Source organism: Pseudomonas cucumis (assembly GCF_030687935.1).
GTDB lineage: Bacteria > Pseudomonadota > Gammaproteobacteria > Pseudomonadales > Pseudomonadaceae > Aquipseudomonas > Aquipseudomonas cucumis.
In genome coordinates this window covers 4894848-4920516 of the sequence record NZ_CP117454.1, presented here as the reverse complement: position 1 = coordinate 4920516, position 25669 = coordinate 4894848, and the positions used below count along the sequence as shown (strand labels likewise).

The 25669-nt window shown below is 59.2% G+C and carries 24 protein-coding genes and 2 pseudogenes; 11 read left to right on the top strand and 15 right to left on the bottom strand.

All coding sequences use genetic code 11. The annotated features are described in order from the left end of the window. The first annotated feature begins 91 nt into the window (after positions 1-91). The 4 genes from PSH97_RS22330 to PSH97_RS22315 all read left to right on the top strand — a co-directional run bounded on the left by PSH97_RS22330 (position 92) and on the right by PSH97_RS22315 (position 3221). On the top strand, positions 92-1444 hold the full coding sequence (locus tag PSH97_RS22330) for an HD domain-containing phosphohydrolase (protein ID WP_305446732.1): 1353 nt from the start codon (positions 92-94) through the stop codon (positions 1442-1444). Positions 1445-1612: 168 nt separating this feature from the next. Then, on the top strand, positions 1613-2047 hold the full coding sequence (locus PSH97_RS22325; RefSeq protein WP_305446731.1) for an NUDIX hydrolase: 435 nt from the start codon (positions 1613-1615) through the stop codon (positions 2045-2047). 23 nt (positions 2048-2070) lie between these two features. Further along, entirely contained in the window at positions 2071-2709 is a 639-nt protein-coding gene (locus tag PSH97_RS22320) for a LysE family translocator (RefSeq protein ID WP_305446730.1), read from the top strand. Between the two features lie 2 nt (positions 2710-2711). Further along, a complete protein-coding gene (locus PSH97_RS22315) occupies positions 2712-3221 on the top strand; it encodes a GNAT family N-acetyltransferase (RefSeq protein ID WP_305446729.1) in 510 nt (169 codons plus the stop codon). 64 nt (positions 3222-3285) lie between these two features. Here PSH97_RS22315 and metR read toward each other — a convergent pair whose 3' ends face one another. Further along, positions 3286-4203 carry a transcriptional regulator MetR gene (metR, locus tag PSH97_RS22310; RefSeq protein WP_007898547.1) on the bottom strand — a complete coding sequence of 306 codons (918 nt, stop codon included), beginning with the start codon at positions 4201-4203 and terminating at the stop codon, positions 3286-3288. A 107-nt stretch (positions 4204-4310) separates the two neighbouring features. On the opposite strand from metR, the gene metE reads away from it, so the two are divergent. The 4 genes and pseudogenes from metE to PSH97_RS22295 all read left to right on the top strand — a co-directional run bounded on the left by metE (position 4311) and on the right by PSH97_RS22295 (position 8620). Then, positions 4311-6623: a 5-methyltetrahydropteroyltriglutamate--homocysteine S-methyltransferase gene (metE, locus tag PSH97_RS22305; protein ID WP_305446728.1), complete on the top strand. Its 2313-nt coding sequence runs from the start codon at positions 4311-4313 to the stop codon at positions 6621-6623. Between the two features lie 59 nt (positions 6624-6682). After that, positions 6683-6772: pseudogene (locus PSH97_RS28710) on the top strand (DUF6124 family protein); the annotation flags it as partial. A gap of 188 nt (positions 6773-6960) precedes the next feature. Continuing rightward, positions 6961-7155, top strand: a complete 195-nt coding sequence (locus PSH97_RS22300; RefSeq protein ID WP_305446727.1) for a hypothetical protein — start codon at positions 6961-6963, stop codon at positions 7153-7155. 430 nt (positions 7156-7585) lie between these two features. Beyond that, complete coding sequence (locus PSH97_RS22295) at positions 7586-8620, top strand: alpha/beta fold hydrolase (protein WP_305425419.1); 1035 nt, start codon at positions 7586-7588, stop codon at positions 8618-8620. An 88-nt stretch (positions 8621-8708) separates the two neighbouring features. Here the strand turns inward: PSH97_RS22295 and PSH97_RS22290 are convergent, their stop codons facing one another. Beyond that, positions 8709-9002 (bottom strand): DUF6124 family protein, encoded by a 294-nt coding sequence (locus PSH97_RS22290; protein WP_305446726.1) that lies wholly within the window; start codon positions 9000-9002, stop codon positions 8709-8711. A gap of 187 nt (positions 9003-9189) precedes the next feature. On the opposite strand from PSH97_RS22290, the gene PSH97_RS22285 reads away from it, so the two are divergent. Then, complete coding sequence (locus tag PSH97_RS22285; protein ID WP_305449854.1) at positions 9190-9858, top strand: DsbA family oxidoreductase; 669 nt, start codon at positions 9190-9192, stop codon at positions 9856-9858. 137 nt (positions 9859-9995) lie between these two features. Here PSH97_RS22285 and PSH97_RS22280 read toward each other — a convergent pair whose 3' ends face one another. The 11 genes from PSH97_RS22280 to PSH97_RS22230 all read right to left on the bottom strand — a co-directional run bounded on the left by PSH97_RS22280 (position 9996) and on the right by PSH97_RS22230 (position 22577). Then, on the bottom strand, positions 9996-10325 hold the full coding sequence (locus tag PSH97_RS22280) for a GlpM family protein (RefSeq protein WP_305449853.1): 330 nt from the start codon (positions 10323-10325) through the stop codon (positions 9996-9998). A gap of 8 nt (positions 10326-10333) precedes the next feature. Beyond that, a complete protein-coding gene (gene aauR / locus PSH97_RS22275; protein WP_305449852.1) occupies positions 10334-11614 on the bottom strand; it encodes a two-component response regulator AauR in 1281 nt (426 codons plus the stop codon). 44 nt (positions 11615-11658) lie between these two features. Then, positions 11659-13560, bottom strand: coding sequence for a two-component sensor histidine kinase AauS (gene aauS, locus PSH97_RS22270; protein WP_305446725.1), 1902 nt, complete (start codon positions 13558-13560; stop codon positions 11659-11661). 189 nt (positions 13561-13749) lie between these two features. After that, complete coding sequence (locus PSH97_RS22265; protein WP_038981857.1) at positions 13750-14484, bottom strand: amino acid ABC transporter ATP-binding protein; 735 nt, start codon at positions 14482-14484, stop codon at positions 13750-13752. After that, entirely contained in the window at positions 14481-15152 is a 672-nt protein-coding gene (locus PSH97_RS22260) for an amino acid ABC transporter permease (RefSeq protein ID WP_305449851.1), read from the bottom strand. The genes PSH97_RS22265 and PSH97_RS22260 overlap by 4 nt, the downstream gene beginning before the upstream one ends. Continuing rightward, positions 15152-15898 (bottom strand): amino acid ABC transporter permease, encoded by a 747-nt coding sequence (locus tag PSH97_RS22255; RefSeq protein WP_030128211.1) that lies wholly within the window; start codon positions 15896-15898, stop codon positions 15152-15154. The genes PSH97_RS22260 and PSH97_RS22255 overlap by 1 nt, the downstream gene beginning before the upstream one ends. Before the next feature lie 193 nt (positions 15899-16091). Then, entirely contained in the window at positions 16092-17006 is a 915-nt protein-coding gene (locus PSH97_RS22250; RefSeq protein WP_305446724.1) for a glutamate/aspartate ABC transporter substrate-binding protein, read from the bottom strand. A gap of 449 nt (positions 17007-17455) precedes the next feature. Further along, positions 17456-18994, bottom strand: a complete 1539-nt coding sequence (glpD, locus tag PSH97_RS22245) for a glycerol-3-phosphate dehydrogenase (RefSeq protein ID WP_305446723.1) — start codon at positions 18992-18994, stop codon at positions 17456-17458. Between the two features lie 298 nt (positions 18995-19292). Then, positions 19293-20048 carry a DeoR/GlpR family transcriptional regulator gene (locus tag PSH97_RS22240; RefSeq protein WP_007898523.1) on the bottom strand — a complete coding sequence of 252 codons (756 nt, stop codon included), beginning with the start codon at positions 20046-20048 and terminating at the stop codon, positions 19293-19295. 95 nt (positions 20049-20143) lie between these two features. Next, positions 20144-21649 (bottom strand): glycerol kinase GlpK, encoded by a 1506-nt coding sequence (gene glpK / locus PSH97_RS22235; RefSeq protein WP_007898522.1) that lies wholly within the window; start codon positions 21647-21649, stop codon positions 20144-20146. 76 nt (positions 21650-21725) lie between these two features. After that, positions 21726-22577, bottom strand: coding sequence for an MIP/aquaporin family protein (locus tag PSH97_RS22230; RefSeq protein WP_305446722.1), 852 nt, complete (start codon positions 22575-22577; stop codon positions 21726-21728). A 369-nt stretch (positions 22578-22946) separates the two neighbouring features. Between PSH97_RS22230 and ybaK the strand changes: the two genes are divergently transcribed. Then, positions 22947-23417, top strand: coding sequence for a Cys-tRNA(Pro) deacylase (ybaK, locus tag PSH97_RS22225; protein ID WP_305446721.1), 471 nt, complete (start codon positions 22947-22949; stop codon positions 23415-23417). A gap of 29 nt (positions 23418-23446) precedes the next feature. Further along, positions 23447-23530 (top strand): annotated as a pseudogene (locus PSH97_RS22220) (isomerase); the annotation flags it as partial. Positions 23531-23589: 59 nt separating this feature from the next. Here the strand turns inward: PSH97_RS22220 and PSH97_RS22215 are convergent. Next, on the bottom strand, positions 23590-24699 hold the full coding sequence (locus tag PSH97_RS22215) for an ABC transporter ATP-binding protein (RefSeq protein ID WP_253553550.1): 1110 nt from the start codon (positions 24697-24699) through the stop codon (positions 23590-23592). Continuing rightward, a complete protein-coding gene (gene argF, locus PSH97_RS22210) occupies positions 24696-25616 on the bottom strand; it encodes an ornithine carbamoyltransferase (protein WP_032830187.1) in 921 nt (306 codons plus the stop codon). The genes PSH97_RS22215 and argF overlap by 4 nt, the downstream gene beginning before the upstream one ends. Positions 25617-25669: the final 53 nt, after the last annotated feature.

Genomic DNA, 25669 nt, shown 5'->3' with positions numbered 1-25669 from the left:
AAATCATCTAGCCTGTAGGTCAGGCTCGGGCACGCCAGGACGTTCGCCCCGCGCGCGACATAAAGGCACACGTTTCACTTGAGGTAATGCCATGGAAGAGCAACTCCCCACGACTGTGACCGATAAACCCAAATTACTGCTGGTCGACGATGAGGAGTCGATTCTCAACAGCCTGCGCCGCCTGCTGCGCGGTCAGCCCTACGAGGTACTGCTGGCCACCAGCGGTGCCCAGGCCCTGGAGATCATGGCGCAGCAGCCGATCGATCTGGTGATGAGTGACGCGCGCATGCCCAATATGGACGGCGCCACGTTGCTGGCTCACGTCCATCAGCGCTATCCCGACACCACACGGATCATGCTGACTGGTTACGCTGATCCGTCGGCCATTATCAAAGCCATCAATGAAGGGCAGATTCATCGTTACATCAGCAAACCCTGGCACGATGAGGAGATGCTGCTGACCTTGCGACAATCACTGGCCTATCAGCATTCCGAGCGTGAACGATTGCGTCTGGTGCAGGAGACGCGGGATCAGAACGAGAAACTGAAGCTGCTCAACGCCACCCTGGAAAAACACGTCGCGGCCCGTACCAGCGAACTGCAACAGACCGCCGACATGCTGGACCTGGCCTACGAAGAGCTCAAGCGCAGCTATGTCACCGGCACTGAAGTGTTTTCATTGCTGGCCAACCTGCGCCTGCCGCCCGCCAAACAGACTAACCGGCAGATCATCGAACTGGTGCGGGTGTACTGCAAACTCCATGGCCTGGACGAAGGCACCAGTCGTGACCTGACCATGGCAGCGGCGCTGTACAACATCGGCAAGTTGAGCTGGACCGACAGCATGATGAGCACGCCTTCGGACCTGCTGCATCACAATGACCGCGAGCGCTATCGGGGTTATCCGAAGCAGAGTGAGTCGCTGCTGATGACGCTCGATCCGATGAAGGATGCCGCCCGGCTGATCCTGCATCACCAGGAGCGTTGGGACGGCAGCGGTTTTCCGGATCGGCTCAAGGGCGAAGCGATTCCGTTCGGTTCACGGTTGTTGAAACTGGCGGTGGATTTCATCGAGTTGCAGCGCGGGCTGATCCTCGAACGGCAGATGAACAGTGACGAAGCCCTGGTGTATATCCGCCAATACGCTGGTCGCCTCTACGACCCGGAGCTGGTGGAGGATTTCATTCAGGTCTGCGCCACTTATCTGAGCGACGTGACGCTGGCCGATCCGATGGTCAAGGTGCTGACCACTCGGGATCTGGTGGCGGGCATGATCCTGGCGCGCAATCTCAATGCCGACAACGGCATGCTGCTGCTCAATGCCGGCAAGGTGCTGAATGGGCCGCTGGTGGAGAAGTTGATCGCTTTCGAGGCGATGGAAGGTGCCAAGTACAGCATTTTTGTGAAAGTGCCGGAGGAAGTGGCGATTCTCGAGACGAGTTGAGTCTGTAGGAGCGAGGCTTGCCCGCGAAGAATGCACCGCGGTTTTTCAGGTATTACGCGTCATCTTCTTCGCGGGCAAGCCTCGCTCCTACAGGGAGTTTTTTCGGCGTGACGAAGAACCGGCGCGCATGTGATCCTTGCTGCTTTTACCCAAGGCCAATCACGATCCATGACGCATTCATCCGCCGCTTCGCCCCGCCTCATCCGCATTGCCGCTGCCCTGCTGATCGGCCCCGACGGTCGCACCCTGCTGGTGCGCAAGCGCGGCACCCAGGCGTTCATGCAGCCGGGGGGCAAGATCGAGGCCCATGAGCAACCGGTCTATGCCCTCGTCCGTGAGCTGGAAGAGGAACTGGGGCTGGTCATCAATCCGGCGCATGCCGCCTACCTGGGCCAATTCTCGGCACCGGCCGCCAATGAGCCGGGTTATGTCGTACAGGCCGAACTCTTTCAGCTGACCATCGATTCGCAGGTTTCCCCGGCGGCAGAGATTGAAGAAGTGCGCTGGATCGATCCGGCCACCGACGGCGAAATCACGCTGGCGCCATTGACACGAGACCTGATCCTGCCGTTTTATCGAGCCTCACTGATCGAAACCGCCTGATCGTCCAGGGATGGAGAGTGCCTATGATTCCGCTTCAAGACTTGCTGATTTTTGCCGCTGCGGCGCTGCTGATGGTGCTCACGCCCGGGCCGAACATGATCTACCTGATCTCTCGTTCAATCTGCCAGGGGCGCAAGGCCGGAGTGACTTCGTTGCTCGGCGTGGTCGCGGGATTTTTAGTGCACCTGTTCGCGGCCGCCGCGGGTTTGACCGCGGTGTTTATGGCAGTGCCGGTGGCCTACGAAGTGCTGAAGTGGGCCGGTGCGCTGTACCTGTTGTGGCTGGCCTGGCAGGCGGTCAAACCTGGAGCGCGTTCGCCGTTCGAGGCGCAGCAGCTGCCGGCGGACTCGTCGCGCAAATTGATCACCATGGGCTTTCTCACCAGCGCGCTGAACCCGAAGATTGCTGTGTTTTACCTGTCGGTGTTTCCGCAGTTCATTACCCCTGAGCACGGTTCAGTGTTCAGCCAGAGCATCATCCTCGGCCTGACCCAGATCAGCGTGAGCTTCAGCGTCAACCTGCTGATCGCGTTGTTTGCCGCGGGCATCGCGTCCTGGTTCGTCAACAACCCGAACTGGCTGGCGATGCAGCGTTACTTCATGGGCTTTGTGCTGTCCGGGTTGGCGGTGCGCTTGATGCTTGAGCAGCGGCGAGCGGCCTGAAGATGTGGATTGAACGGCTTGATGCCAGCCATGCCCTGGATTACCGGGCGCTGATGCTTGAGGCCTATGACTTGCATCCTCAGGCGTTCACTTCCACGGTGCGCGAGCGCGCGACGATGCCGCTGAGTTGGTGGGAATCGCGGCTGAGCAGCAAGCTGGATGTAGTGTTCGGGGCGTTCGAAGAGGGCAAATTGGCAGGCATCGTCGGCCTGGCGTTCGAACCTCGGGAAAAGGCCCGGCACAAGGCGACGTTGTTTGGCATGTACGTGACAGGCAAGGTTCGGCAGCGTGGCCTTGGCTTTCAACTGGTTCAGGCCGTTTTGGACGAAGCGCAGACCCGTCAGGGCTTGCGGCTGATCCAGCTGACCGTCACCGCCGGCAATGAAGCCGCCTTCAAGCTGTATCAGCGTTGCGGTTTCGTGCAGTTCGGTCTGGAACCATTAGCGGTGCGAGTCGGCGAAGACTACTTCGACAAGATCCATATGTGGCGCGAGATTACCCCTGAGCCTTGATGGTTCCCACGCGGGAGCGTGGGAACGATCAAGACACCGCTGCTCCTACAGGAGATAGGTCGCTCTATCGGACAGCGCTGACGCCGTCGAGGGTCGAAAACGACGTGTCCTTGGCCGTCAGCAAAAAGTCGCGCATGTATGGCGCATCCAGCATGTCGGCGCGAATCCCGGCGTAAAGCGTCGCGAACAAACCTTTCTCGCCAAGCCGCTTGGCCTTCACATAACCCCGTGAACTGTATTCATGCAGCGCCCAATGGGGCATGCCGCAGACGCCGCGACCGCTGGCCACCAGTTGCATCATCATCACCGTCAGTTCCGAGGTGCGCACCTGGGCCGGTTCGATGTCGGCCGGCTCCAGGAAGCGGGTGAAGATGTCCAGCCGATCGCGCTCCACCGGGTAGGTGATCAAGGTTTCCGTGAGCAAGTCTTCGGGCACGATGTACGGCTTGCTCGCCAAGCGGTGCTGGTTAGCCACCGCGAGCATGGCTTCGTAGGTGAACAACGGCACGTAAGTGATCCCGACCAGTTCCAGCGGGTCGGAGGTCACCACCAGGTCCAGGTCGCCTCGGGCCAGTGCCGGCAGCGGGGCGAAGGAGAACCCGGAGGCCAGGTCCAGCTCGACTTCCGGCCAGGCATCGCGGAACTGGTCGATGGTCGGCATCAGCCACTGGAAGCAACTGTGGCACTCGATCGCCATGTGCAAACGCCCCGCAGTGCCACCGGCCAGTCGCGCAATGTCACGCTCGGCACCGCGCAGCAACGGCAGAGTGGCGTCGGCCAGTTGCAGCAGGCGCAAGCCGGCACTGGTGAAGCGCACCGGTTTGGTCTTGCGCACGAACAGCGGCATGCCCATGCGTTCTTCCAGCTCTTTGAACTGGTGTGACAGCGCCGACTGGGTCAGGTGCAGGCGGTCGGCCGCATCCACCAGGCTGTCGGCTTCGCGCAGGGCGTGCAGGGTTTTCAGGTGACGGATTTCAAGCACCGGGGGCTCCATGAGGAAAACTTGTGATCAACACGAAAAGGTTGAGTTTGTCTCATGTTGGGTGGGCTGTCGACAATAGCGCATCTTTTACAGGGAGGATTCTCATCATGGCATTGGCCCATACCCTAGGTTTCCCGCGCATCGGCGCAGACCGCGAACTGAAAAAAGCCCTCGAAGCCTACTGGAAGGGCGACCTCGATCAGAACGCATTGAAAAGCGTCGGCCGCCAATTGCGCGCTACGCACTGGCAATTGCAAAAAGACGCCGGCATCGATCTGCTGCCCGTGGGCGACTTCGCCTGGTACGACCAGGTACTGACTCACTCCCTGACCTTCGGTGTCATCCCCGAGCGCTTCGACAATACCAAGGATGCCCGCGGCCTGCCGACACTCGACACCCTGTTCGCCATGGCCCGTGGCGCTACCGCAGCCTGCTGCGGCGGTGAACATGGCAAGGCGCAATATGCTCAGGAACTGACCAAGTGGTTCGACACCAACTACCACTACCTGGTCCCCGAATTCAGCGCTGATCAACAATTCAAACTGAGCTGGGAACAGCTGTTCGATGAAGTCGACGAAGCCAAAGCCCTGGGCCACAACGTCAAACCGGTGATCATCGGCCCGTTGACTTACCTGTGGTTGGGCAAGGCGAAGGGTGATGGCTTCGACAAACTCGACCTGCTGGAGCGCCTGCTGCCGATCTACGGCGAAATCCTCGGCCGCCTCGCTGCTCAAGGCGTGGAGTGGGTGCAGATCGACGAACCGATCCTGACCCTCGACCTGCCACAAGCCTGGAAAAACGCCTTCGAACGCGCCTATCACATCCTTCAATACTCGCCGCTGAAAAAACTCGTGGCGACTTACTTCAGTGGCCTGGAAGACAACCTCGGTCTGGCTGTCGGCCTGCCTGTACAAGGTTTGCACATCGACGCAGTGCGCTCGCCGGATCAGCTCGGCCAGGTTTTGGATCGTCTGCCCACCTACAAGATTCTCTCGGTGGGCCTGGTCAACGGCCGCAACGTCTGGCGCTGCGAACTGGAGCAAGCCCTGGCCCAACTACAATTTGCCCAGGAGCGCTTCGGCGATAACCTGTGGGTCAGCAGTTCCTGCTCGTTGCTGCACAGCCCGGTGGACCTGGAACGTGAAGACAAACTCGACCCGGAACTGAAAAGCTGGCTGGCGTTTGCCGTGCAGAAGTGCGGTGAAATCGCCGTGCTGCGTGATGCCCTGAATGATCCGCAAGCGCCGAAGGTGCAAGCCGCACTGGCCGAAAGCCGCGCCATTGCAACCAGTCGCGCTCAATCTCCGCGTATCCACAAAACGGATGTTCAGGCCCGAATCAACGCCATCGGCGCGGCGGACAGCCAACGCCATTCGCCGTTTGCCAAACGCATCGCACAACAACAGGCACGGCTGAAACTGCCGGCGTTCCCGACCACCACCATCGGCTCGTTCCCGCAAACCGGTTCGATCCGTCTGGCGCGTCAGGCCTTCAAGCAAGGCAAGCTGTCGGCCAACGATTACACCGATGCCATGCACAGCGAAATTCGCCACGCCGTGCAAATCCAGGAACGCCTGGGCCTGGACGTGCTGGTGCACGGTGAAGCCGAGCGCAACGACATGGTCGAATACTTCGCCGAGCAATTGGACGGCTACTTGTTCACCCGGTTCGGCTGGGTCCAGAGCTACGGTTCGCGCTGCGTCAAACCGGCGATCATTTATGGCGACCTGAGCCGTCCGAAGCCGATGACGGTCGACTGGATCACCTATGCCCAGAGCCTGACCGACAAGGTCATGAAAGGCATGCTCACCGGCCCCGTGACCATGCTGATGTGGTCGTTCCCGCGCGAAGACGTTTCGCGCAAAGTTCAGGCGCAGCAACTGGCCCTGGCCTTGCGTGATGAAGTGTTGGACCTGGAAAACGCCGGCATCAAGATCGTCCAGATCGATGAAGCCGCCTTCCGCGAAGGCTTGCCGCTACGCCGGGCGCAATGGCAGGAATACCTCGACTGGGCGGTAGAAGCCTTCCGCCTGAGTGCATCCGGTGTGCGCGACGAAACCCAGATTCATACCCACATGTGCTACAGCGAATTCAACGACGTGATCGAGTCCATCGCCGCCATGGATGCTGACGTGATCACCATCGAAACCTCACGCTCGGACATGGAATTGCTGGAGGCCTTCGAAGCGTTCGACTACCCGAACGACATCGGCCCGGGCGTCTATGACATCCACTCACCTCGGGTGCCGGACACGGCCGAGATGGTGAAGTTGATGAACAAAGCGGTGAAGCGGATTCCGGCGGAGCGGTTGTGGGTCAATCCGGATTGCGGGTTGAAGACTCGCGCATGGCCGGAAACAGAAGCCGCACTGGTGAACATGGTCGCGGCGGCGCGGCAGTTGCGTAGCCAGTTGGCCTGATTGGCCGACTGACAAAAAACCGCCTCTGGAATCAGAGGCGGTTCATCAAAAAGCTTCACATGTTCAAACCAATACCCAACCCACCGGAAACCGATCCGGCATCCCCCTACGAATCCCTCGACTCCAAAAAACTCCACGAAGCCGCCGATAATCTTGATCCGCAGGGTTAGCCCGAAAAAGCAAAAGATCGCAGCCTGCGCTGTGGCGTGGGGACTGCCACAAAGTTCTGCACTTACCTCGCGACCACTCGTCGCAACTGTCAGATCTGACAGTAGGCAGAGGCCCGTCGCCATCATTTCATGGCACCTGTACAACAACCCATGCAGGAGCAGCCGCCATGACCCTCCTCGAACCTCCCGAAAACATTGTACTAGCCCTCGATCCGCCGCTGTCGGGCACGATGAATCCCGGCGATGCCATGGCGCTGTGGCTGGTCGGGGAGACCGCCGTTCTCGAGTCCGGGAGGGGAAGCGGTCATAAGGTTCTCCATTCACGAAAGAACGCGCGAACCGGTGCAGTGACGGCTCGTTAGAGACTGATTGCAACTCAATGTTGCAAACTGTCGCCATCTTGTCGATACCCGCCATCAGGGGTTCAACGGCATTGGCTTCGCTGAGGCGTCCATTCAGCAGGGTGACTTCGGATGTGAGCTCAGCCCTGTGTGACCTGACGCTGATGCGCTTTATAGCGTCGAAGATTTGTTGCTCGGGGGATGGCTTAAACAACCCCGTCCTGTTTTTTGTCTGACTTCAATTGTGGCTCCGGTCTGGACGTGTTTGGTTAACCGTTACATCGGTCCGGGCGTCTACGACATCCACTCGCCACCGGTGCCGATCAATACGCTGTGCCCGGAAATGACCATTCAGCAATCTTCATCAAACTGTCACGTAACTGTGGCAGCGCGCTTGAACAAACTTCATCAGACTCGCGCTCTACTGGAGTTCTGCGTTTCGGTGTTTTTCATGCGTGCACGATTTTTATCCACAGCGGTCTTTCTGGCCGCTGTATTGTTCAATTTTCCGTCTCTTGCGGCATCTCGTTGCGATGTCAATGTTCCGACCGAGCGGGTCGATCTGGAGCAGGTGAGCCTGGCCTACCAGAGCATTGGCCGTGCCTCGGACCCTGCGTTGTTGTTGGTGATGGGCCTGGGCGGGCAGTTGATTCACTGGCCGGACGAGGTGGTGGTTGCGCTGTGTCAGCAGGGATTTCGGGTGATTCGCTATGACAATCGCGATGTTGGCCTGTCGACTTGGCGGCAGACGCCTGTCGACGCCAACCTGACGTTCGAAGTGCTGCGCTACAAACTCGGCTTGCCGGTATCGGCGCCGTACACCTTGACCGACATGGCGGACGATGCCTTTGGATTGATGGATGCCTTGCACGTCAAGCAATTCCACGTATTGGGTGCGAGCATGGGCGGGATGATCGCCCAGCATATGGCGGCCATGGCACCGCAGCGTGTCGAGAGCCTGACGTTGCTGATGACCAGTTCGGGTGCCGAAGGTTTGCCGGCGCCGAGCGCGGCGCTGGTGCAGTTATTGGCGCGACGTGGCGCACCAAATCGCGAGGTGGCGCTGGAGCAACAGGCCGACTTGCTGGCAGCGCTGGGTAGCCCGGCGGTGAGCGATGACCGGCAGGCGTTGTTGCAGCAGGCGGCGCAGTCCTATGACCGTGCGTTCAACCCGGAGGGCGTGAAGCGCCAGATCATGGCGATCCTCGCCGAACGCAGCCGCGTGGCGCTGCTCAACCAATTGCGGGTGCCGACGCTGGTGGTTCACGGCACCGCCGATCCGTTGTTGCCGGTGATGCATGGCGTGCATCTGGCTGCGCATATCCGTGGCAGTCAGTTGAAGCTGATTCCGGGGTTGGCTCATCGTTTTCAAGAGGCGTTCAAAGCGCCGTTATTGGCGGCAGTGTTGCCGTACTTGCAGGCCCACCGAGAAGACACCTCGCATTGGGCACAGATCGATCCGGTGGCCGAACGCAATCTTCTATAACACCCAAATCCAATGTGGGAGCAGGCTTTTGTGGCGAGGGAGCAAGCTCCCTCGCCACAAAAGCGCCTCAATTACAGGGGAGGCTGTCTTACGTTGGAACGAAGTTATCCAGCATCCGGTTCACCGCCAGTTCACCCAACATGACGGAGTTCTGGATGCCGAGCACGGTATTGCGCTGCGGACCGTTCAGCAGCCCCGCGAAATCACTCAACATCACGCTCGCCGCCGCCAGCGATTCGCAGGCGTTGACCAGCAGGGTTTCGTTATCGGCGTCTGGGGCGATGAGGTAAAGGGTGCTGGGTTTGCGTGGGGTATCTTTGGGAATGACCGGTTTGAGGTAGTAATCAAGGGCGCGGTCGGCGGGACACGCCCTCGCAAACACCCCAAAACCTGTGGGAGCGGGCTTGCCCGCGATGGCGGTGTGTCAGTCACCGCAGATGTCGTCTGGAAGGCCGTCATCGCGGGCAAGCCCGGCTCCCACAGGGATCGTGGAACGGCTGCCACACAGGCTCAGCCTGCGGGTGTATCGTTCAAACTTTCCGGCGCGATTCAAGCCTGCGAGGTAAATGATGAGTACCCCCCTGAAAATCGATTTCGTCAGCGACGTGTCCTGCCCCTGGTGCGTTGTCGGTCTGTATAGCCTGACCCGTGCCCTGGATTTGCTCGGCGACGAAGTCCAGGCCGAGATCCGTTTCCAGCCGTTTGAACTGAACCCGAAGATGGGCCCCGAAGGCCAGAACATCACCGAACACATCAGCGAAAAGTACGGCTCGACCCCTGAGCAATCGCAGAAGAACCGCGAAATGATCCGCGCGCGCGGCGCCGAGGTCGGGTTTGCCTTTCGCACGGACGGCAACAGCCGCATCTACAACACGTTCGATGCTCATCGCTTGCTGCATTGGGCGGGGCTGGAAGGGTTGCAGTTCAACCTGAAAGACGCACTGTTCAAGGCGTATTTCACCGAGGGTGGCAATCCGTCCGATCACGGGCAATTGGCCCGGATCGCCGAAAGCGTGGGGCTGGACCGGCAGCGGGCCGAGGCGATTCTGGCGTCCGATGAATTCGCCAAAGAGGTTCGCGAAGAAGAACAGTTGTGGTTATCGCGCGGCGTGAGTTCGGTGCCGACGGTGGTATTCAACGGGCAGTATGCCGTCAGTGGCGGGCAGCCGGTGGAGACGTTTGTCGGTGCTATTCGCCAGATCATGAGTGAAGCAAAGGGCGGAACGGTCAACGGTTGAACTGACGTTACACGCTCGATCGTTCCCACGCTCTGCGTGGGAATGCCTCTAGGGACGCTCCGCGTCCAGTGATGCGGAGCGTCACGGGCTGCATTCCTTTGCTGCGCGTGGGAACGATCAGTTACAGAAGATCGCGGTCAGCCGTGAAGGCGAACCCAGACAGTCACGAGCACCGTCGCCGCCATCAACCACGCCACCGCCGCCACCGCCAGTGAAGCCTCCAGGCGCATCCGGTCGACCATCAGATACAAGGTCGCCAGGTAGACGAAGTACGGAATGATCGACCACATGCCAAACACGATGGTGGTTTTCAAATCATCCAGCGAGCGCCCCTTGCCGACGATGTAATGAGCGATCAGCGCAAAGGTCGGAAACAGCGGCACCAGGCCTGCAATGTAATAGTTCTTGGTCTTGGCCAGCATGGCCAGTATCACCACCACCGCCGCGCCCAGGGTTGCTTTGAAAATCAGGTCCATCAATGGCTCAGCCCGTATTTCTTCACTTTGTCGAACAATGTGGTCTTGGCCATTCCCAGTTCCAGGCTGGCCTGGGTCAGGTTGCCACCGCTGCGCTGCAAGGCATCGCTGAGCAGGTTGCGTTCAAAGGCTTCCACCGCTTCGGCGAAGGCCAGGCCCTGATTGTTGCCGCTGGCACCGGATTTTTTGAAGGCCGGCAGGCCGAGGGCGAAGCGTTCGGCGACATTGCGCAATTCGCGCACATTGCCTGGCCAGTCATGGCTCATCAGGATCGATACAGTCTGATTGTCCAGCTCCGGTACCGCGCGGTCGAAGCGCAGGGATGACTGCTGCAAAAAATGCTCGAACAGTTGCAGGATGTCTTCACGGCGTTCGCGCAGCGGTGGCAATTCCAGAGTCACCACGTTCAGGCGGTAATACAGGTCGCTGCGAAACTCGCCGGCCTTACTCGATTGATCCAGATCGGACTTGGTCGCGGCAATCACCCGGCAATCCACCGCCACGCTCTGGTTCGAGCCGAGGCGTTCAAGGGTACGTTCCTGCAACACCCGCAGCAGTTTGATCTGCAACGGCAGCGGCATGCTTTCCACTTCGTCAAGGAACAGCGTGCCGCCATCGGCGTGTTCGATCTTGCCGATCCGCCGCTTGCCGGCACCGGTGAAGGCGTTGGCCTCGTGGCCGAAAATTTCACTTTCGAATAGATTCTCCGGCAGGCCACCGCAGTTCAGCGCGACGAACTGTTTGCTGTGCCGGCGGCTGAAGTCATGCAGGCAGCGCGCAACCAATTCTTTACCGGTACCGGTCTCGCCTTCGATCAGCACGTTGGCCGAGGTATCGGCGACGTTGGCGATCAGTTCCCGCAGGTTCTGCATCGCGGGTGAACGCCCGATGATCCGGCCCTCGAGGGAATCACGCTCGAACAGTTGTCGACGTAACGACGACACTTCCCGCGCCAGGCTGCGTTGCTCCAGCGCGCGGCGGGCGACGTCCACCAAGCGTTCCGGGGAGAAGGGTTTCTCCATGAAATCGTAGGCGCCTTTCTGCATCGCGCCGACAGCCATGGAGATGTCGCCGTGGCCGGTAATCAGCACCACCGGCAGGCTGCGATCACGGGCCTTGAGCCGGGTCAGCAGTTCCAGGCCATCGATGCCCGGCAGGCGGATGTCGCTGATGACGATGCCGGCGAAGTTATCGCCGACCCGCTCCAGCGCTTCTTCGGCGCTGCCGACGCCCACGCAGGGAATGTCTTCCAGGGTCAGCGCCTGTTGGCAACCGAGCAGGACATGGGGGTCGTCTTCGACGATCAGCACACTAAGGTCGTTGTTCATATTGGCTCGGCGGGAGTGGGGCTTACCAACGGTAAACTGAGGACGAAGGTGGTACCACCGCTGGCCGGGTGCTCGACACCCAGATGCCCGCCGGTGGCGGCGGCCAGGCTGGCTGAAAGCGTCAGGCCGAGGCCCAGGCCTTGTTCGCCGGGTTTGGTGGTGAAGAACGGTTCGAACAGATGCTTGCGCGCTTCGGCATCGATACCGTGGCCGTTGTCGCGTACCCGCAGACGATATTTACCGTCGAATTCCTCGCCTTCGAGCCACAATGCCGGCTGGGGTTGCGACTGCATGGCATCGAGCGCGTTGCCGATCAGGTTGACCAGGATTTGCTCCAGACGGGTCTGGTCGATCTGCACCTGTACATCTTCGAGGTCGCGGTGCAATTGCAGGTGCGCGCTTTCCATCCGGCTACCCAGCAATTGCAGGGCGGCGTCTACGGCTTTTCCAAAGCTGGCCTGGCCCTTGTCATCACCGCGCCGGGCGAAGGAACGCAGGCTGGCGGTGATCCGGCCCATGCGGTCGATCAGTTCATTGATGGTCTTGAGGTTGGTGCTGGCCACATCCAGCTGACCGCGTTCCAGAAAACGCACGGTGTTGCCGGACAAGGTCCGCAAGGCGGCCAGCGGCTGGTTCAATTCGTGGGCGATGCTGGTGGACATCTGGCCGATGGCGGCCAGTTTGCCGGCCTGGACCAATTCATCCTGGGCACGGCGCAAGGTCTCTTCCGCCTGCCGACGTTCACGGATCTGGCCCTTGAGCCGTTCGTTGCTGGCGCGCAGGTCGGTGGTGCGTTCGGTAATCCGACGCTCCAGTTGATTGTTGGCTTCCTGCAAGGCTTCCCGCGCCGCGAGGCGGGTGGCGATCACCTTGCGCCGCTCGTTCCAGGCAATCAGCAGAAACGCCACCAGGGCAAACGCCACCGCCACCAGAATCCCCTGATTGATCGCTTCACGCCGCAAATCCTGCAGGGGGGTGAGCAGGGTGAAATTCCATGGGGTATCGCTCAGCGGCCGGGTTTGCGAGAGGTAGCTGATGTTCTCTTCATCGGACATCAATTCGCTGTTGGCGGGGAAGGTCAGCTTTTCCTCGCCTTCGGCCAGTTTCTCCCGCGCCAGCGGTTGCAGTTCGTTCAGTGGAAACCAGTAGTACTGCAGGCTGCGGGCCAGTTTTTCCTTGGTTTCCTCGCTCAATGGCACAACCGATTTAAGCCGCCGCGCCGGATCGCTGGAGAGAATGATGATGCCGTTCTCGTCGCTGACGAAGGCTTCCAGGCGCGCGCGCTGCCAACGTTCTTCCATGGCTTCGAGGCGAACCTTGACCACGGCGACGCCGATGATCTTGCCGTGCTCTTCCAGGCCATGAGCCAGGTAATAGCCGGGTTCGCCACTGGTGCTGCCAATACCATAGAATCGCCCCGGCTGACCGCGCACGGCGTTCTGGAAATAGGCGCGGAAGGACAGGTCTTCACCCAGATAACTGTCGACATCGCGCCAGTTGCTGGTGGCCAGTACGCGACCGGTGGTGTCCATCACATAAATGGCCCGACTGCGGCTGCGCCGGTTCAGGCCTTCAAGGTATTCGTTGACCGTCTGCCGGTGTTCCGGCGATGTGTCGGCCAGCAGTTTTGAAACACTGGATTCAAGTTCCAGCAGGCTGGGTAGGTAGGTGTATTTGCTGATCTCGCTCTCGACGGCGCGGGCGTGCAGTTCCAGCTGACGCTGGCCATTCTCGCTGAGGCTGCGAATTCCGTAGTGTTCACTGACCCAGAAGCCGATGTAACCCAATCCGATCATCAGGGCGATGACCAGCGGCGGCAGGAACAGATGGCGAATCAAACGGGGTTTCACGGCGAGTGATGGCGGCGCGGCGCGATAGAGGGTGGAGTCGCATTTCATCACAGATGCCTTGGGTCAACCACAACACAAATATCCATATACCCACGAGCCCCCTGTGGAAGCTGCTGTGTGGTGATCCGTAGGAGCCAGGCTTGCCGGCGAAGGCGTCCTTAAGTGCGCTTTCGCCGGCAAGCCTGGCTCCTACCAAAAGCGGTCCGCTCCCACACCAGTTGGGGAGCGGTGTCTTTCTTAGTGCTGCAAAATTTTCGCGAGGAAGTGCTGTGTACGCTCGGCACGGGCGTTGATGTCGCCGAAGAACTCTTCTTTCTTGCAGTCTTCGATGATCTTGCCCTGGTCCATGAAGATCACCCGGTCCGCTACCTTGCGGGCGAAGCCCATTTCGTGGGTCACGCACATCATGGTCATGCCTTCGTGGGCCAGTTGCACCATCACGTCGAGTACTTCGTTGACCATTTCCGGGTCCAGCGCCGAGGTCGGTTCGTCGAACAGCATGACGATCGGGTCCATCGCCAGCGCACGGGCAATCGCCACACGCTGTTGCTGACCACCAGAAAGCTGGCCCGGGTGCTTTTTGGCGTGTGCGGAGAGGCCGACGCGCTCAAGCAGTTGCAGGGCTTTTTTGCTGGCTTCTTCCTTGCTGCGGCCCAGCACCTTGATTTGCGCGATGGTCAGGTTATCCATGATGCTCAGGTGCGGGAACAGTTCGAAATGCTGGAACACCATGCCCACGCGCGAACGCAGTTTCGGCAAGTTGGTTTTCGGGTCGGCGATGGACGTGCCATCGACGATCACGTCGCCTTTCTGGAACGGTTCCAGCGCGTTGACGCATTTGATCAGGGTGGATTTGCCGGAACCGGACGGCCCGCACACCACGATCACTTCGCCTTTTTTGACCTCGGTGCTGCAGTCAGTCAGTACCTGGAAGTCGCCATACCACTTGTTGACATTCTTGATAGAGATCATACGGCAAACCTTTTTTGCAGACGCTTGACCAGCTGCGAGGCGGCAAAGCTGATGATGAAGTATGTGAAACCGGCGAAGATCAGGAACTCATTGGAGCGGCCGATGATGTCGCCACTGGCGCGCGAGGCATTGAGGAAGTCCACCAGACCCACCGCGTAAACCAGCGAGGTGTCCTGAAACAGGATGATGCTCTGTTGCAGCAGCAGCGGGGTCATCTTGCGGAACGCTTGCGGCAGGATGATCAATCGCATCATCTGGCCGTAGCCCATGCCCAATGCCTGGGCAGCAGCCATCTGGCCCTTGGGAATCGACTGCACGCCGGCCCGGACGATTTCGCAGAAGTACGCCGCTTCGAACATCATGAATGCCACGATGCACGAAGCGAATGCGCCAATCGGGGTGTCTTCACCGGTGATCCAGCGCAGAACGAACGGCACCGCCAGGTAGAACCAGGTGATGACCAGCAGCAATGGAATCGAACGGAAGTAGTTAACGTAGGCGCCGGCGATGTTCGACAGCAGTTTGCTGTGGGACAGGCGCATCAGGGCCAGGATCGTGCCGAGGATGATCCCGCCGACCACGCCCAAGGCCATCAGCTTGAGGGTCATGACCATGCCGTTCCACAAGCCCGGCAGGGAAGGGATGATGCCCGAGAAGTCGAATTCCATCATTTACCCCCTACGGAGATCAGGCCCGGTACGGCGACTTTCTTCTCGACACCGCGCATCAGCAGCATAAGGCCCATGTTCAGCGTGAAGTAGATCAGCGTTGCCAGGGTGAAGGCTTCGAACAGGTTGGCGGAGAACTCGGCGGTCTGTTTGGTCTGCGCGAGCAACTCCATCAGGCCGATCAGCGATGCCACGGACGAGTTCTTGAATACGTTCAGGAATTCCGAGGTAAGCGGCGGAATGATGATGCGATAAGCCTGGGGCAGCAGCACGTTCCAGTAAATCTGCGGCAGCTTGAAACCCATGGCGCGGGCAGCGGATTCCTGGCCGCGAGGCAGCGCCTGGATACCGGTGCGCACTTGTTCGCAAACCCGAGCGGTGGTGAACAGACCCAGGCACACGACGACGCTGAGGAAGGCCGAGGTGGTCGGGTTGAGATCTTGCTTGTACCACTCCTGGATGTCCGCAGGCAGCAGGTCGGGCACCAGGAAGTACCAGATGAAGAGCTGAACCAGCAGCGGCACGTTACGGAAGAGTTCGACGTAGCAGGTCGCGATGCCCGATACGATGCGGTTCGGCACCGTGCGCATGACGCCCAGAATCGAGCCCAGCAGCAGCGCGATGATCCAGGCTGCGACGGCAATGGCGATGGTCCAGCCCAAACCGGAGAGGTACCAGTCGAAATAAATCTCGCTGCCCACGCCGGTGGACTTGAAGAACACGCCCCAGTCCCAGTTGTAATTCATTAGGGTCTCCCCTCGGATTCGTTCGATTTACAAATGCCCGCCTGGGGAATCTCCGTTCCCGCCTGATCATGACGATCAGGCACACACGAGCGGCTCGACAACCACCGGTTCGAGTGTTTCCAAAAATGCCAGCAGGGAGTGACAAATCCCTGAGAAGGCGCAGGCCATCTCAGGGGATAAGGTTAGTCAGAAATCAGGATTTCTTTTCGTCAGCCGCTTTGTCGGTCGGATTGGCGATCAGAGCCTTGAGCTCTTCGCTCATCGGGAACATCAGGTTCAGGCCTTTTGGCGGAATTGGCTGCATGAACCATTTTTCGTAGATCTTGTTGATCTCGCCCGATTTGTAGGTCGCGATGATGGCGTCGTCCACAGCCTTCTTGAATGGCGCGTCGCCCTTGCGAACCATACAGCCGTAGATTTCGTAAGACTGTGGAGTACCGGTCACGGCCCAGTCGGTCGGTTTCTTGGCCTTGGCCATTTCACCGGCCAGCAAGGCGTCGTCCATCATGAAAGCCACGGCGCGCCCCGATTCCAGCATCTGGAAGGATTCGCCGTGGTCTTTGGCGGAGATTACGTTCATGCCCATCTGCTTGTCAGCGTTCATCGACTTGATGATGCGCTCGGACGTGGTGCCGGCGGTGGTCACGACGTTCTTGCCTTTAAGGTCGGCGAAGTCTTTGTACGGGGAATCTTTCTTGGCCAGCAGCTTGGTGCCGATTTCGAAGATACCGACGGAGAAGTCCACTTGCTGCTGACGTTCGACGTTGTTGGTGGTGGAGCCGCACTCGAGGTCCACGGTGCCGTTCTGCACCAGCGGGATACGGGTTTGCGAGGTCACCAGGTTGTATTTGACCTGAAGGTTGGGAATGTCCAGGTCTTTTTTGATGGCTTCGACGACTTTCAGCTGGATATCGTGGGAGTAGCCAACCGGTTTGCCGGAAGCGTCCGCGATGTAGGAAAACGGAATGGAAGCGTCACGATGCCCGAGGGTGATGGTGCCGGACTCTTTGATCTTCTTCAGTGTGCCGGTGAGTTCGGCTGCGAAAACTGGAGTGCTAATCAGAGCGGCAGCAATGGCTGCGCCCAGGAGATGGGGAACGATGCGCATCAAATTTTCCTCGACATTGTTTTTATATGGAGCCAGTTCATCGGCCCTTTTTTGTGCTTCGAATGCTTGCCGGCTCCTGAAGGGTTGGCGCAGCGGACATTCGTCCAAGAGTGTAGAGCATGACTCGTGCCAGGCCAGGCGCTATAGATCAAGTTGTTGATTTATAAAGGTATTAAATATTTATGGCGTTAATTTTTGCCAAGGATAATCCGGTTAACCGAATCGACCGACAAGTCGCGTTCGGAAAACCGAATGCAATCTTGGGTCTTGCTCAAACCCTGTGGGAGCGGGCTTGCCCGCGATAGCGGTGTGTCAGTCGACATTATTAGCGGCTGTGCTGGCGTCATCGCGGGCAAGCCCGGCTCCCACAGGGGGATCGAGGTGTGTTCGGAATATAAAAAGCCCCTGAATCGTGAGATTCAGGGGCTTTGTTTCAACCGGATTACCGATCAGGCCGCTTCGATCTTGCTACGGTTCTGTTCGACCTTATTCAGGTAATCCTTGAGCTTTTGCTGCTCCGCCGGGGTGGTGAACAGCCCAAGCTTTGTGCGGCGCCAAAGAATGTCGTGGGCGGTGGTTGCCCATTCTTCGCTGCACAGGTAATCGACTTCGCGGGTGTAGAGACCGCCGCCGATGTGTTCGCCCAGGTCACTGAGGCTGTCCACACCTTCGAGCATGCGCCAGGTGCGGCTGCCGTAAGTGGTGGCCCAGCGTCGGGCGATCTCGGTGGGCACCCAGTCGAACTTGTCGCGGATCCGCGAGCTCAAGGCCTGCGGCGTGGTCATGTCTTCGCCGCCAGGCAGGGTGGCGCTGGCGGTCCAGCTTGGCTTGATATGCGTGAAGTACGGAGCCAGTTGCGCCAGCGCCGACTCGGCGAGTTTGCGGTAAGTCGTCAGTTTGCCGCCGAACACCGATAGCAGCGGCGCCTCTTCGCCACTGCCCGACAACGCCAGGGTGTAGTCGCGGGTGACGGCCGACGGGTTGTCGGATTCGTCGTTGCACAGCGGACGAACGCCGGAATAGCTGTGCAGGATATCTTCGCGGCTGAGTTGCTTCTTGAAGTGGGCGTTGACCACTTTCAACAGGTAATCGGTTTCGCCTTCGGTGATTGCCACCTTCGCCGGGTCGCCGGTGTATTCGCGGTCAGTGGTGCCGATCAGGGTGAAGTGGTTCAGGTATGGAATGGTGAAGACGATGCGCTGATCTTCGTTTTGCAGAATGTGCGCGTGTTCGCCTTCATATAGCTTCGGCACGATCAGGTGGCTGCCCTGGATCAAACGGATGCCGTACGGCGATTCCATCTTCAGGTCGTCACGGATGAACTTGGCGACCCACGGGCCGGCCGCATTCACCAGCGCTTTGGCGCGGATCGAAAACAGACTGCCATCGGCGCGTTCCAGGTGCAGGTGCCACAGCCCTTTGGTGCGACGGGCGCTGACGCAACGGGTTTGGGTATGGACGTGAGCGCCTTTCTCGCGGGCGGCCATGGCGTTCAGCACGACCAGGCGTGCGTCATCGACCCAGCAATCGGAATATTCGAAGCCTTTGGTGATTTCGCTTTTCAGGGCGCTGTCCGGGCCGAACTTCAGGCTTTTCGAACCTTCGAGTTTTTCCCGTTTGCCGAGGTGATCATAAAGAAACAGGCCGGCGCGGATCATCCAGGCCGGACGCAGGTGCGGGCGGTGCGGCAGCACGAATCGCATCTGTTTGACGATGTGCGGCGCCTTGGCCAGCAGCACTTCGCGCTCGGCGAGGGCTTCGCGCACCAAGCGAAATTCGTAATGTTCGAGGTAGCGCAGGCCGCCGTGGATCAGCTTGCTGCTGGCGGACGAGGTGTGGCTGGCGAGGTCATCCTTTTCGCAAAGGAACACCGAAAGACCGCGACCGGCGGCATCCGCTGCGATCCCCACGCCATTGATCCCACCACCGATGACGGCGATATCGTAAACCTCGGCGAGAGGGGGCGAAGGCAAGGTAGAAGTGGGCATCGGCTGGCCTCGGGCTTTTGATTTTCTATATTGGAATTCGAACATTAATGTTCATTTGCGAAAATACTAGCTCATAAAGACGCGCGCAGCCAGTCACCTTCGATTGAAAATACTGATCGAAGGGCTGTTAAAGGAAAATTTTCGAACATTTAGATGTGCGGTAGGGCGCAAGAGGTGTGTTGCGGGTGCGGCCGCCATCGCGGGCAAGCCCGCTCCCACAGATTATGTACAGATCCTGTGGGAGCGGGCTTGCCCGCGATGGCGTCGGTACAGGCGACGAAAATGCGGGGGGGGGGGGTTAAACGACTTCCAGCCGAATCTTGTGCTGGCTCAACAACTGCGCCAAGGCTGGCGAAGGCTGCTGATCGGTGACCAGGCAATCGATCAGGCTGATCGGCCCCAGGCGAATCATGGCATTGCGCCCGAATTTGCTGGAGTCAGCCGCCAGAATCACCTGCCGGGCATTGGCGATGATCGCCTGGGATACCCGTACTTCCTGATAATCGAAGTCCAGCAAACTGCCGTCTTCATCGATGCCGCTGATGCCGACCAGGGCGAAGTCGACCTTGAACTGGTTAATAAAGTCGACACTCGCCTGACCCACCACGCCACCGTCACGCCGCACGTTGCCACCGGTCAGCAGCACGTCGAAATCGTCCTTGGCGCTGAGCATCGAGGCCACATGCAGGTTGTTGGTGATGATCTTCAAGTGGTTGTGGTTGAGCAGCGCCCGGGCGATGGATTCGGTGGTGGTACCGATATTGATGAACAGCGAGGCGTGATCAGGAATCTGAGCGGCAATGGCTTCGCCGATACGCTGCTTTTCATCGCGCATCTGATCGGCGCGCATGGCGTAGGCGGTGTTTTCGACGCTGGAATCATAGGCGGCGCCGCCATGGTAGCGACGCAGCAGATTGACTTCCGCCAGTTGATTGATATCGCGGCGGATGGTTTGCGGTGTAACGACGAACAGCTGAGCCATTTCCTCGATGCTGACATAGCCGCGTTCGCGGACCAGTTCGAGAATTTGCTGCTGACGGGGAGGCAGATTCATGGGGCTTCCTTTGGGCTGCCGTGCAAAATTTGCCCATGATGCCGCACGAATCCACTCCCTGCCAGTTACATACTGATACGAGCCCTCAGCATGGCTTATTCAGCACCCTCGTGCGGTTCCCAATCACGAGTGCGACTGACGGCTTTTTTCCAGCCGGCGTAGAGTTTTTCCTTCGCGGTTTCGTCCAGTGTCGGTTCGAACTCGCGCTCGATCACTGCCTTGCCGCGCAACTCGTCCAGGCTGCCCCAGAAACCACACGCCAGACCCGCCAGGTAAGCCGCGCCCAATGCGGTGGTTTCGCGCATTTGCGGACGCTCGACCTGAGTGCCGAGGATGTCGGCCTGGAATTGCATCAGGAAGTTGTTCGCGACTGCGCCGCCGTCCACGCGCAGGGACTTGAGGCGTTCGCCGGAATCCTGCTGCATGGCGTCCAGAACGTCGCGGGTCTGATAGGCAATCGATTCCAGCGCGGCACGAATGATGTGATCCACGCGTACGCCGCGAGTCAGGCCGAACAATGCGCCGCGAGCATACGGATCCCAGTACGGAGCGCCCAGACCGGTGAAGGCCGGCACCAGGTACACACCGTTGCTGTCCTTGACCTTGTTGGCGAAGTATTCGGTGTCGTGGGCGTCGTTGATGATTTTCAACTCGTCACGCAGCCACTGCACGGTGGAGCCACCGTTGAAAACCGCGCCTTCCAGGGCATAGGCCACTTCGCCGCGCGGACCACAAGCAATGGTGGTGAGCATGCCGTGTTTGGATTTCACCGCTTTGTCGCCGGTGTTCATCAACAGGAAGCAACCGGTGCCGTAGGTGTTTTTCGCCTGGCCTGGCTCGACGCACATCTGACCGAAAAGGGCCGCCTGCTGGTCGCCGGCGATACCGCCAATGGCAATGCCACTTTTGGTGTGGCCGTAGATTTCGGACGACGATTTAACTTCCGGGAGCATCTCGCGCGGGATGTCGAGGACTTCCAGCATCTTCGCGTCCCACTCCAGCGTATGGATATTGAAGAGCATGGTGCGCGAGGCGTTGGTGTAGTCGGTGACGTGCACTTTGCCGCCGGTAAATTTCCAGATCAGCCAGCTGTCGATGGTGCCGAACAGCAGTTCACCCTTACGCGCACGCTCGCGGCTGCCTTCGACGTTGTCGAGGATCCACTTGAGTTTGGTGCCCGAGAAGTACGGGTCGGTGACCAGGCCAGTGGTGTCGCTGATGTATTGCTCGTGGCCATCGCGCTTGAGCTGCTGGCAGATTTCGGTGCTGCGGCGGCACTGCCAGACGATCGCGTTGTAGATCGGGCGGCCGGTGGTCTTGTCCCAGACCACGGTGGTTTCGCGCTGGTTGGTGATGCCGATGGCCGCGACCTGATCGTGATGCAGGCCGGCTTGTGCCAGGGCCTCGACCATCACGGCGCTCTGGGTGGCGAAGATTTCCATCGGGTCGTGTTCGACCCAACCGGCTTGCGGGTAATGCTGTGCGAATTCACGCTGGGCGGTGCAAACCACGTTCGCGTCACGGTCGAAAATGATCGCGCGAGAGCTGGTCGTACCCTGATCGAGGGCAATGATGTAGTTCTTATTCTGAATGTCGGTCATGTCGATTGCCTTGGACGAAAATTAGGAAGTGAGGTCAGGCGCGGGACCATATGGGCAAGATCGCGCGCCAACGGTTTCAAGACGTTCTTGGTTTGCCGTCAATGGCCGGTGTTGCATCCTTTGTAGCAGGTATGGCGCTGGGCAGATGACGGGCAATCAGCCCGCGATAAGCTGCGGCACCGAGGCAGGCACCGACAATCGGTGCAAAAATCGGGATCAGGAAGTACGGGATATCGCGCCCGCCAGTGAAGGAAATTTCACCCCAGCCTGCGAAGAAAGTCATTAGTTTAGGACCGAAGTCGCGGGCCGGATTCATCGCGAAGCCGGTCAGCGGCCCCATCGAGCTGCCGATCACGGCAATCAGCAGGCCGATCAGCAACGGTGCCAATGGCCCTTTTGGCAGGCCATTGTTGTCGTCGGTCAGCGACATGATCACGCCCATCAGGATGGCGGTAATGATCACCTCAACCAAAAAGGCCTGGGCGGTGGACAGGGCGGGGTTCGGGAAGGTGGAGAACACCGAGGCCAATTCAAGGCTGGCCTGGGTGCCACGAACCATTTGGTGAGTTTGTTCGAAATCGAAGAACAGGTTGCTGTACAGCGTGTAAACCAACAAAGCTCCGCAAAAGGCGCCGGCGACCTGGGAGAAGATATAGAAAGGCAGTTTGCGCTTTTCGAAGTCCGCGAAAATGCTCAGCGCGATGCTCACGGCAGGGTTGAGGTGAGCGCCGGAAACGCCGGCGGTGAGGTAGATCGCCATGCTGACGCCAACCCCCCAGATGATGCTGATTTCCCACAGCCCGAAGCTGGCACCCGCCACCTTGAGCGCAGCAACGCAACCGGTACCGAAAAAGATGAGCAGTGCAGTACCCAGAAACTCGGCCATGCATTGGCTGGAGATTGACGGTTGTTGTAAAGCAGTTGTCATTGAAAACCTCGTTTTTGTTGTTGTCTGGCGCCTTTTCATCAAGGTCAAAGCGCGATTTTCACCGAGGCAGGATCCCCATCCTGTGCTCGGCTTACTGCTGGGTGCTGCGGTGAGACATTCGTACAGTGTTCATATTCGAAAAAATATAGACAAGAAGCACTGCTGTCAAAGGTCGAAAGTGAACCATCAGTCATATTTAAACTATTAGTCCTGTGAATGATTGCATCGTTCATCTGGCGAGGGGCGTGTGGACGAACGACCGAAAGCTCGGCCAGGCCTTGGAAATAGCACCGCAATAGAGCCTTTTATTGATCAATAACCTAGAATCCTGCGCAGTATTTTTCTTCTGCCGCCAAGTCTGGAGCTGTCATGACCCCCGCATTGGATTTGTTGAAAAAAGTTCGTGCCGAACATCGCGTGCACAGTTACGAACATGATCCGAAGGCAGCGTCCTATGGTCTGGAGGCCGCGGAAAAACTGGGCCTGGACCCCGCGCAGGTGTTCAAGACATTGCTGGCGGCCAGCGAAAAGGGGGAATTGTTGGTGGCGGTGGTGCCGGTCGTCGGAAGTCTGGATTTGAAAGCACTGGCGCAGGCCGCCGGCGTGAAAAAAGTCGAAATGGCCGATCCCGCGGCTGCACAGCGGTCGACGGGGTATCTGTTGGGCGGCATCAGTCCGCTCGGGCAGAAGAAGCGCCTGCGTACCTTTATCGACAGTTCAGCTCAGCCTTTTTCCAGCATCTTCGTCAGCGCCGGGCGGCGTGGTCTGGAAGTTGAACTGACGCCCGCCGTGTTGGCCGAACACACACAGGCGAAGTTCGCCGATATCGGTCGTGCCTGAGCAGAAGGCTCATCAGTGTTCGGCGCGGAGCGGGGGAGTTGTTCTACCAACTGGAAGGGGGGAGAGTGTGTATTGGCGGGAATGCGACGCTGGTTGCGAGCGGAACACTAATGTGGATTAACCCAAATCCAATGTGGGATCGCCCACCGCCGCTCCCACATGTCCGCGTTCTTCAACTAGCGGTGCTGTGCCGTCGGACACCGGATTCGATCACTGGAATCTGCGCTGCGGTGCTGCCGGAGGCCTGGAACAGCACCAGGTGTTCAGCCGCCACTCGAATGCCTACTTCGGCACCGACCAGATGATCGGCATGACTGGGGAAAATAGACTCCAGCTGCGCGCCCGTAGGTAGCTGCAAGCGGTACAGAGTCGATGCCCCCTGGAAGCTCTTGCCAACAATCTGCGCCCTCAGTGGGCTATCCGGCGCATAGACGATATCGTCCGGACGCAACAATACGTCCACGGCACAACCGATTGGCCAAGTGTAGGCACGGTTGCCGCGCAATTCACCCAACTCGGTCTGCACCGATTCCGGGCTGCTCAACTGACCGCGAATGAAGTAACCCTGGCCAATGAAACTGGCCACGAATGGCGTCAGGGGTTCGTGATAGAGGTTGTAGGGCGTGTCCCACTGTTCCAGGCGACCTTCCTTGAAAACGCCCACGTGGTCGCTGACCGCGAAGGCTTCTTCCTGATCGTGGGTTACCAGGATCGCACTGGTGCCGCGAGCCTTGAGAATGCCGCGTACTTCATGACTGAGCTTACGTCGCAATTCGCCATCGAGGTTGGAAAACGGTTCGTCGAGCAACAGCAGTTGCGGTTCCGGCGCCAGGGCGCGAGCCAATGCCACACGTTGCTGCTGGCCGCCGGACAGTTCATGGGGGAAGCGCTTGCCGAGGTTTTTCAGGTTGACCAGTTCGAGCAGCTCTTCGGTGATGCGATCTTTTTGCGGATGCTTGCGGATCCCGAAGGCGATGTTCTCGGCCACGCTCAAATGCGGAAACAGTGCGTAATCCTGAAACACCATGCCAATCCGGCGCTTCTCCGGGGCGAGGGTGAAGCCGGCGCTGGAGATGGTCTCGCCCGCCAACTGGATTTCACCTTCGTGCACCGGTTCGAAACCGGCAATCGCCCGCAGGGTGGTGGTTTTGCCGCAGCCCGAAGACCCCAGCAGGCAACCGATATCGCCGGCATTCAAATGCAGGTTGAGGTTTTGCACGACCCTCTGGTTTTGATAACCACAGGCCAGATTGCGCAGGTTCAGCAGTAATGGCTGGCTCATGCGTGGTGGTACGAAGGCGGAACGAGGAATTCGAGCAGGGCCTTTTGTGCGTGAAGACGGTTTTCGGCTTGATCCCAGGCCACTGAACGCGAGTCGTCGAGCAGGTCGAGGCTGATTTCCTCGCCACGGTGGGCCGGCAGGCAATGCATGAACAGCACGTCCGGCGCGGCCAGGTCGAGCAGGGCACGGTTGACCTGGAACGGTGCGAACAACTTCAGACGCTTGGCGGTCTCCTCTTCCTGGCCCATGGAGGTCCAGACGTCGGTGCTCACCAGGTGCGCGCCGCGCACGGCTTCCTGGGGATCGCGGACGATGGTCACCCGATCGCCGGCTTTAGCCACGAACTCGGGGTTGGGTTCGTAACCTTCCGGGCAGGCGATGCGCAACTGGAAGTCGAACTGGATCGCCGCTTCTATATAGCTGTTGCACATGTTATTGCCATCGCCGATCCAGGCCACGGTCTTGCCTTGAATCGAACCGCGGTGTTCGAGGAAGGTTTGCATGTCGGCCAGCAACTGGCAGGGATGCAGGTCATCGGACAGGCCGTTGATCACCGGTACGCGGGAGTTGGCGGCGAATTCGGTCAGGGTGCTGTGGGCAAAGGTACGAATCATCACCGCATCGAGCATGCTCGACATGACAATGGCGCAGTCGCCGATCGGCTCGCCACGACCCAGTTGCGTATCGCGTGGCGACAGGAAAATCGCCTGGCCACCGAGCTGGATCATGCCGGCTTCGAACGAAATACGGGTGCGGGTCGAGGACTTCTCGAAAATCATCCCCAGGACGCGGTTCTTCAAAGGCTCGAACAGTACGCCGCGGTTACGCAGGTCCTTGAGCTCAACGCCTCGACGGATCACGCTGACCAGCTCTTCGGGCGTGCAATCCATCAGGGAGAGAAAGTGCCTTGCGCTCATCATTGACTACCTTTTTGCAACAGACCGCAGATACTCAAAGCCTTGTTTAACTG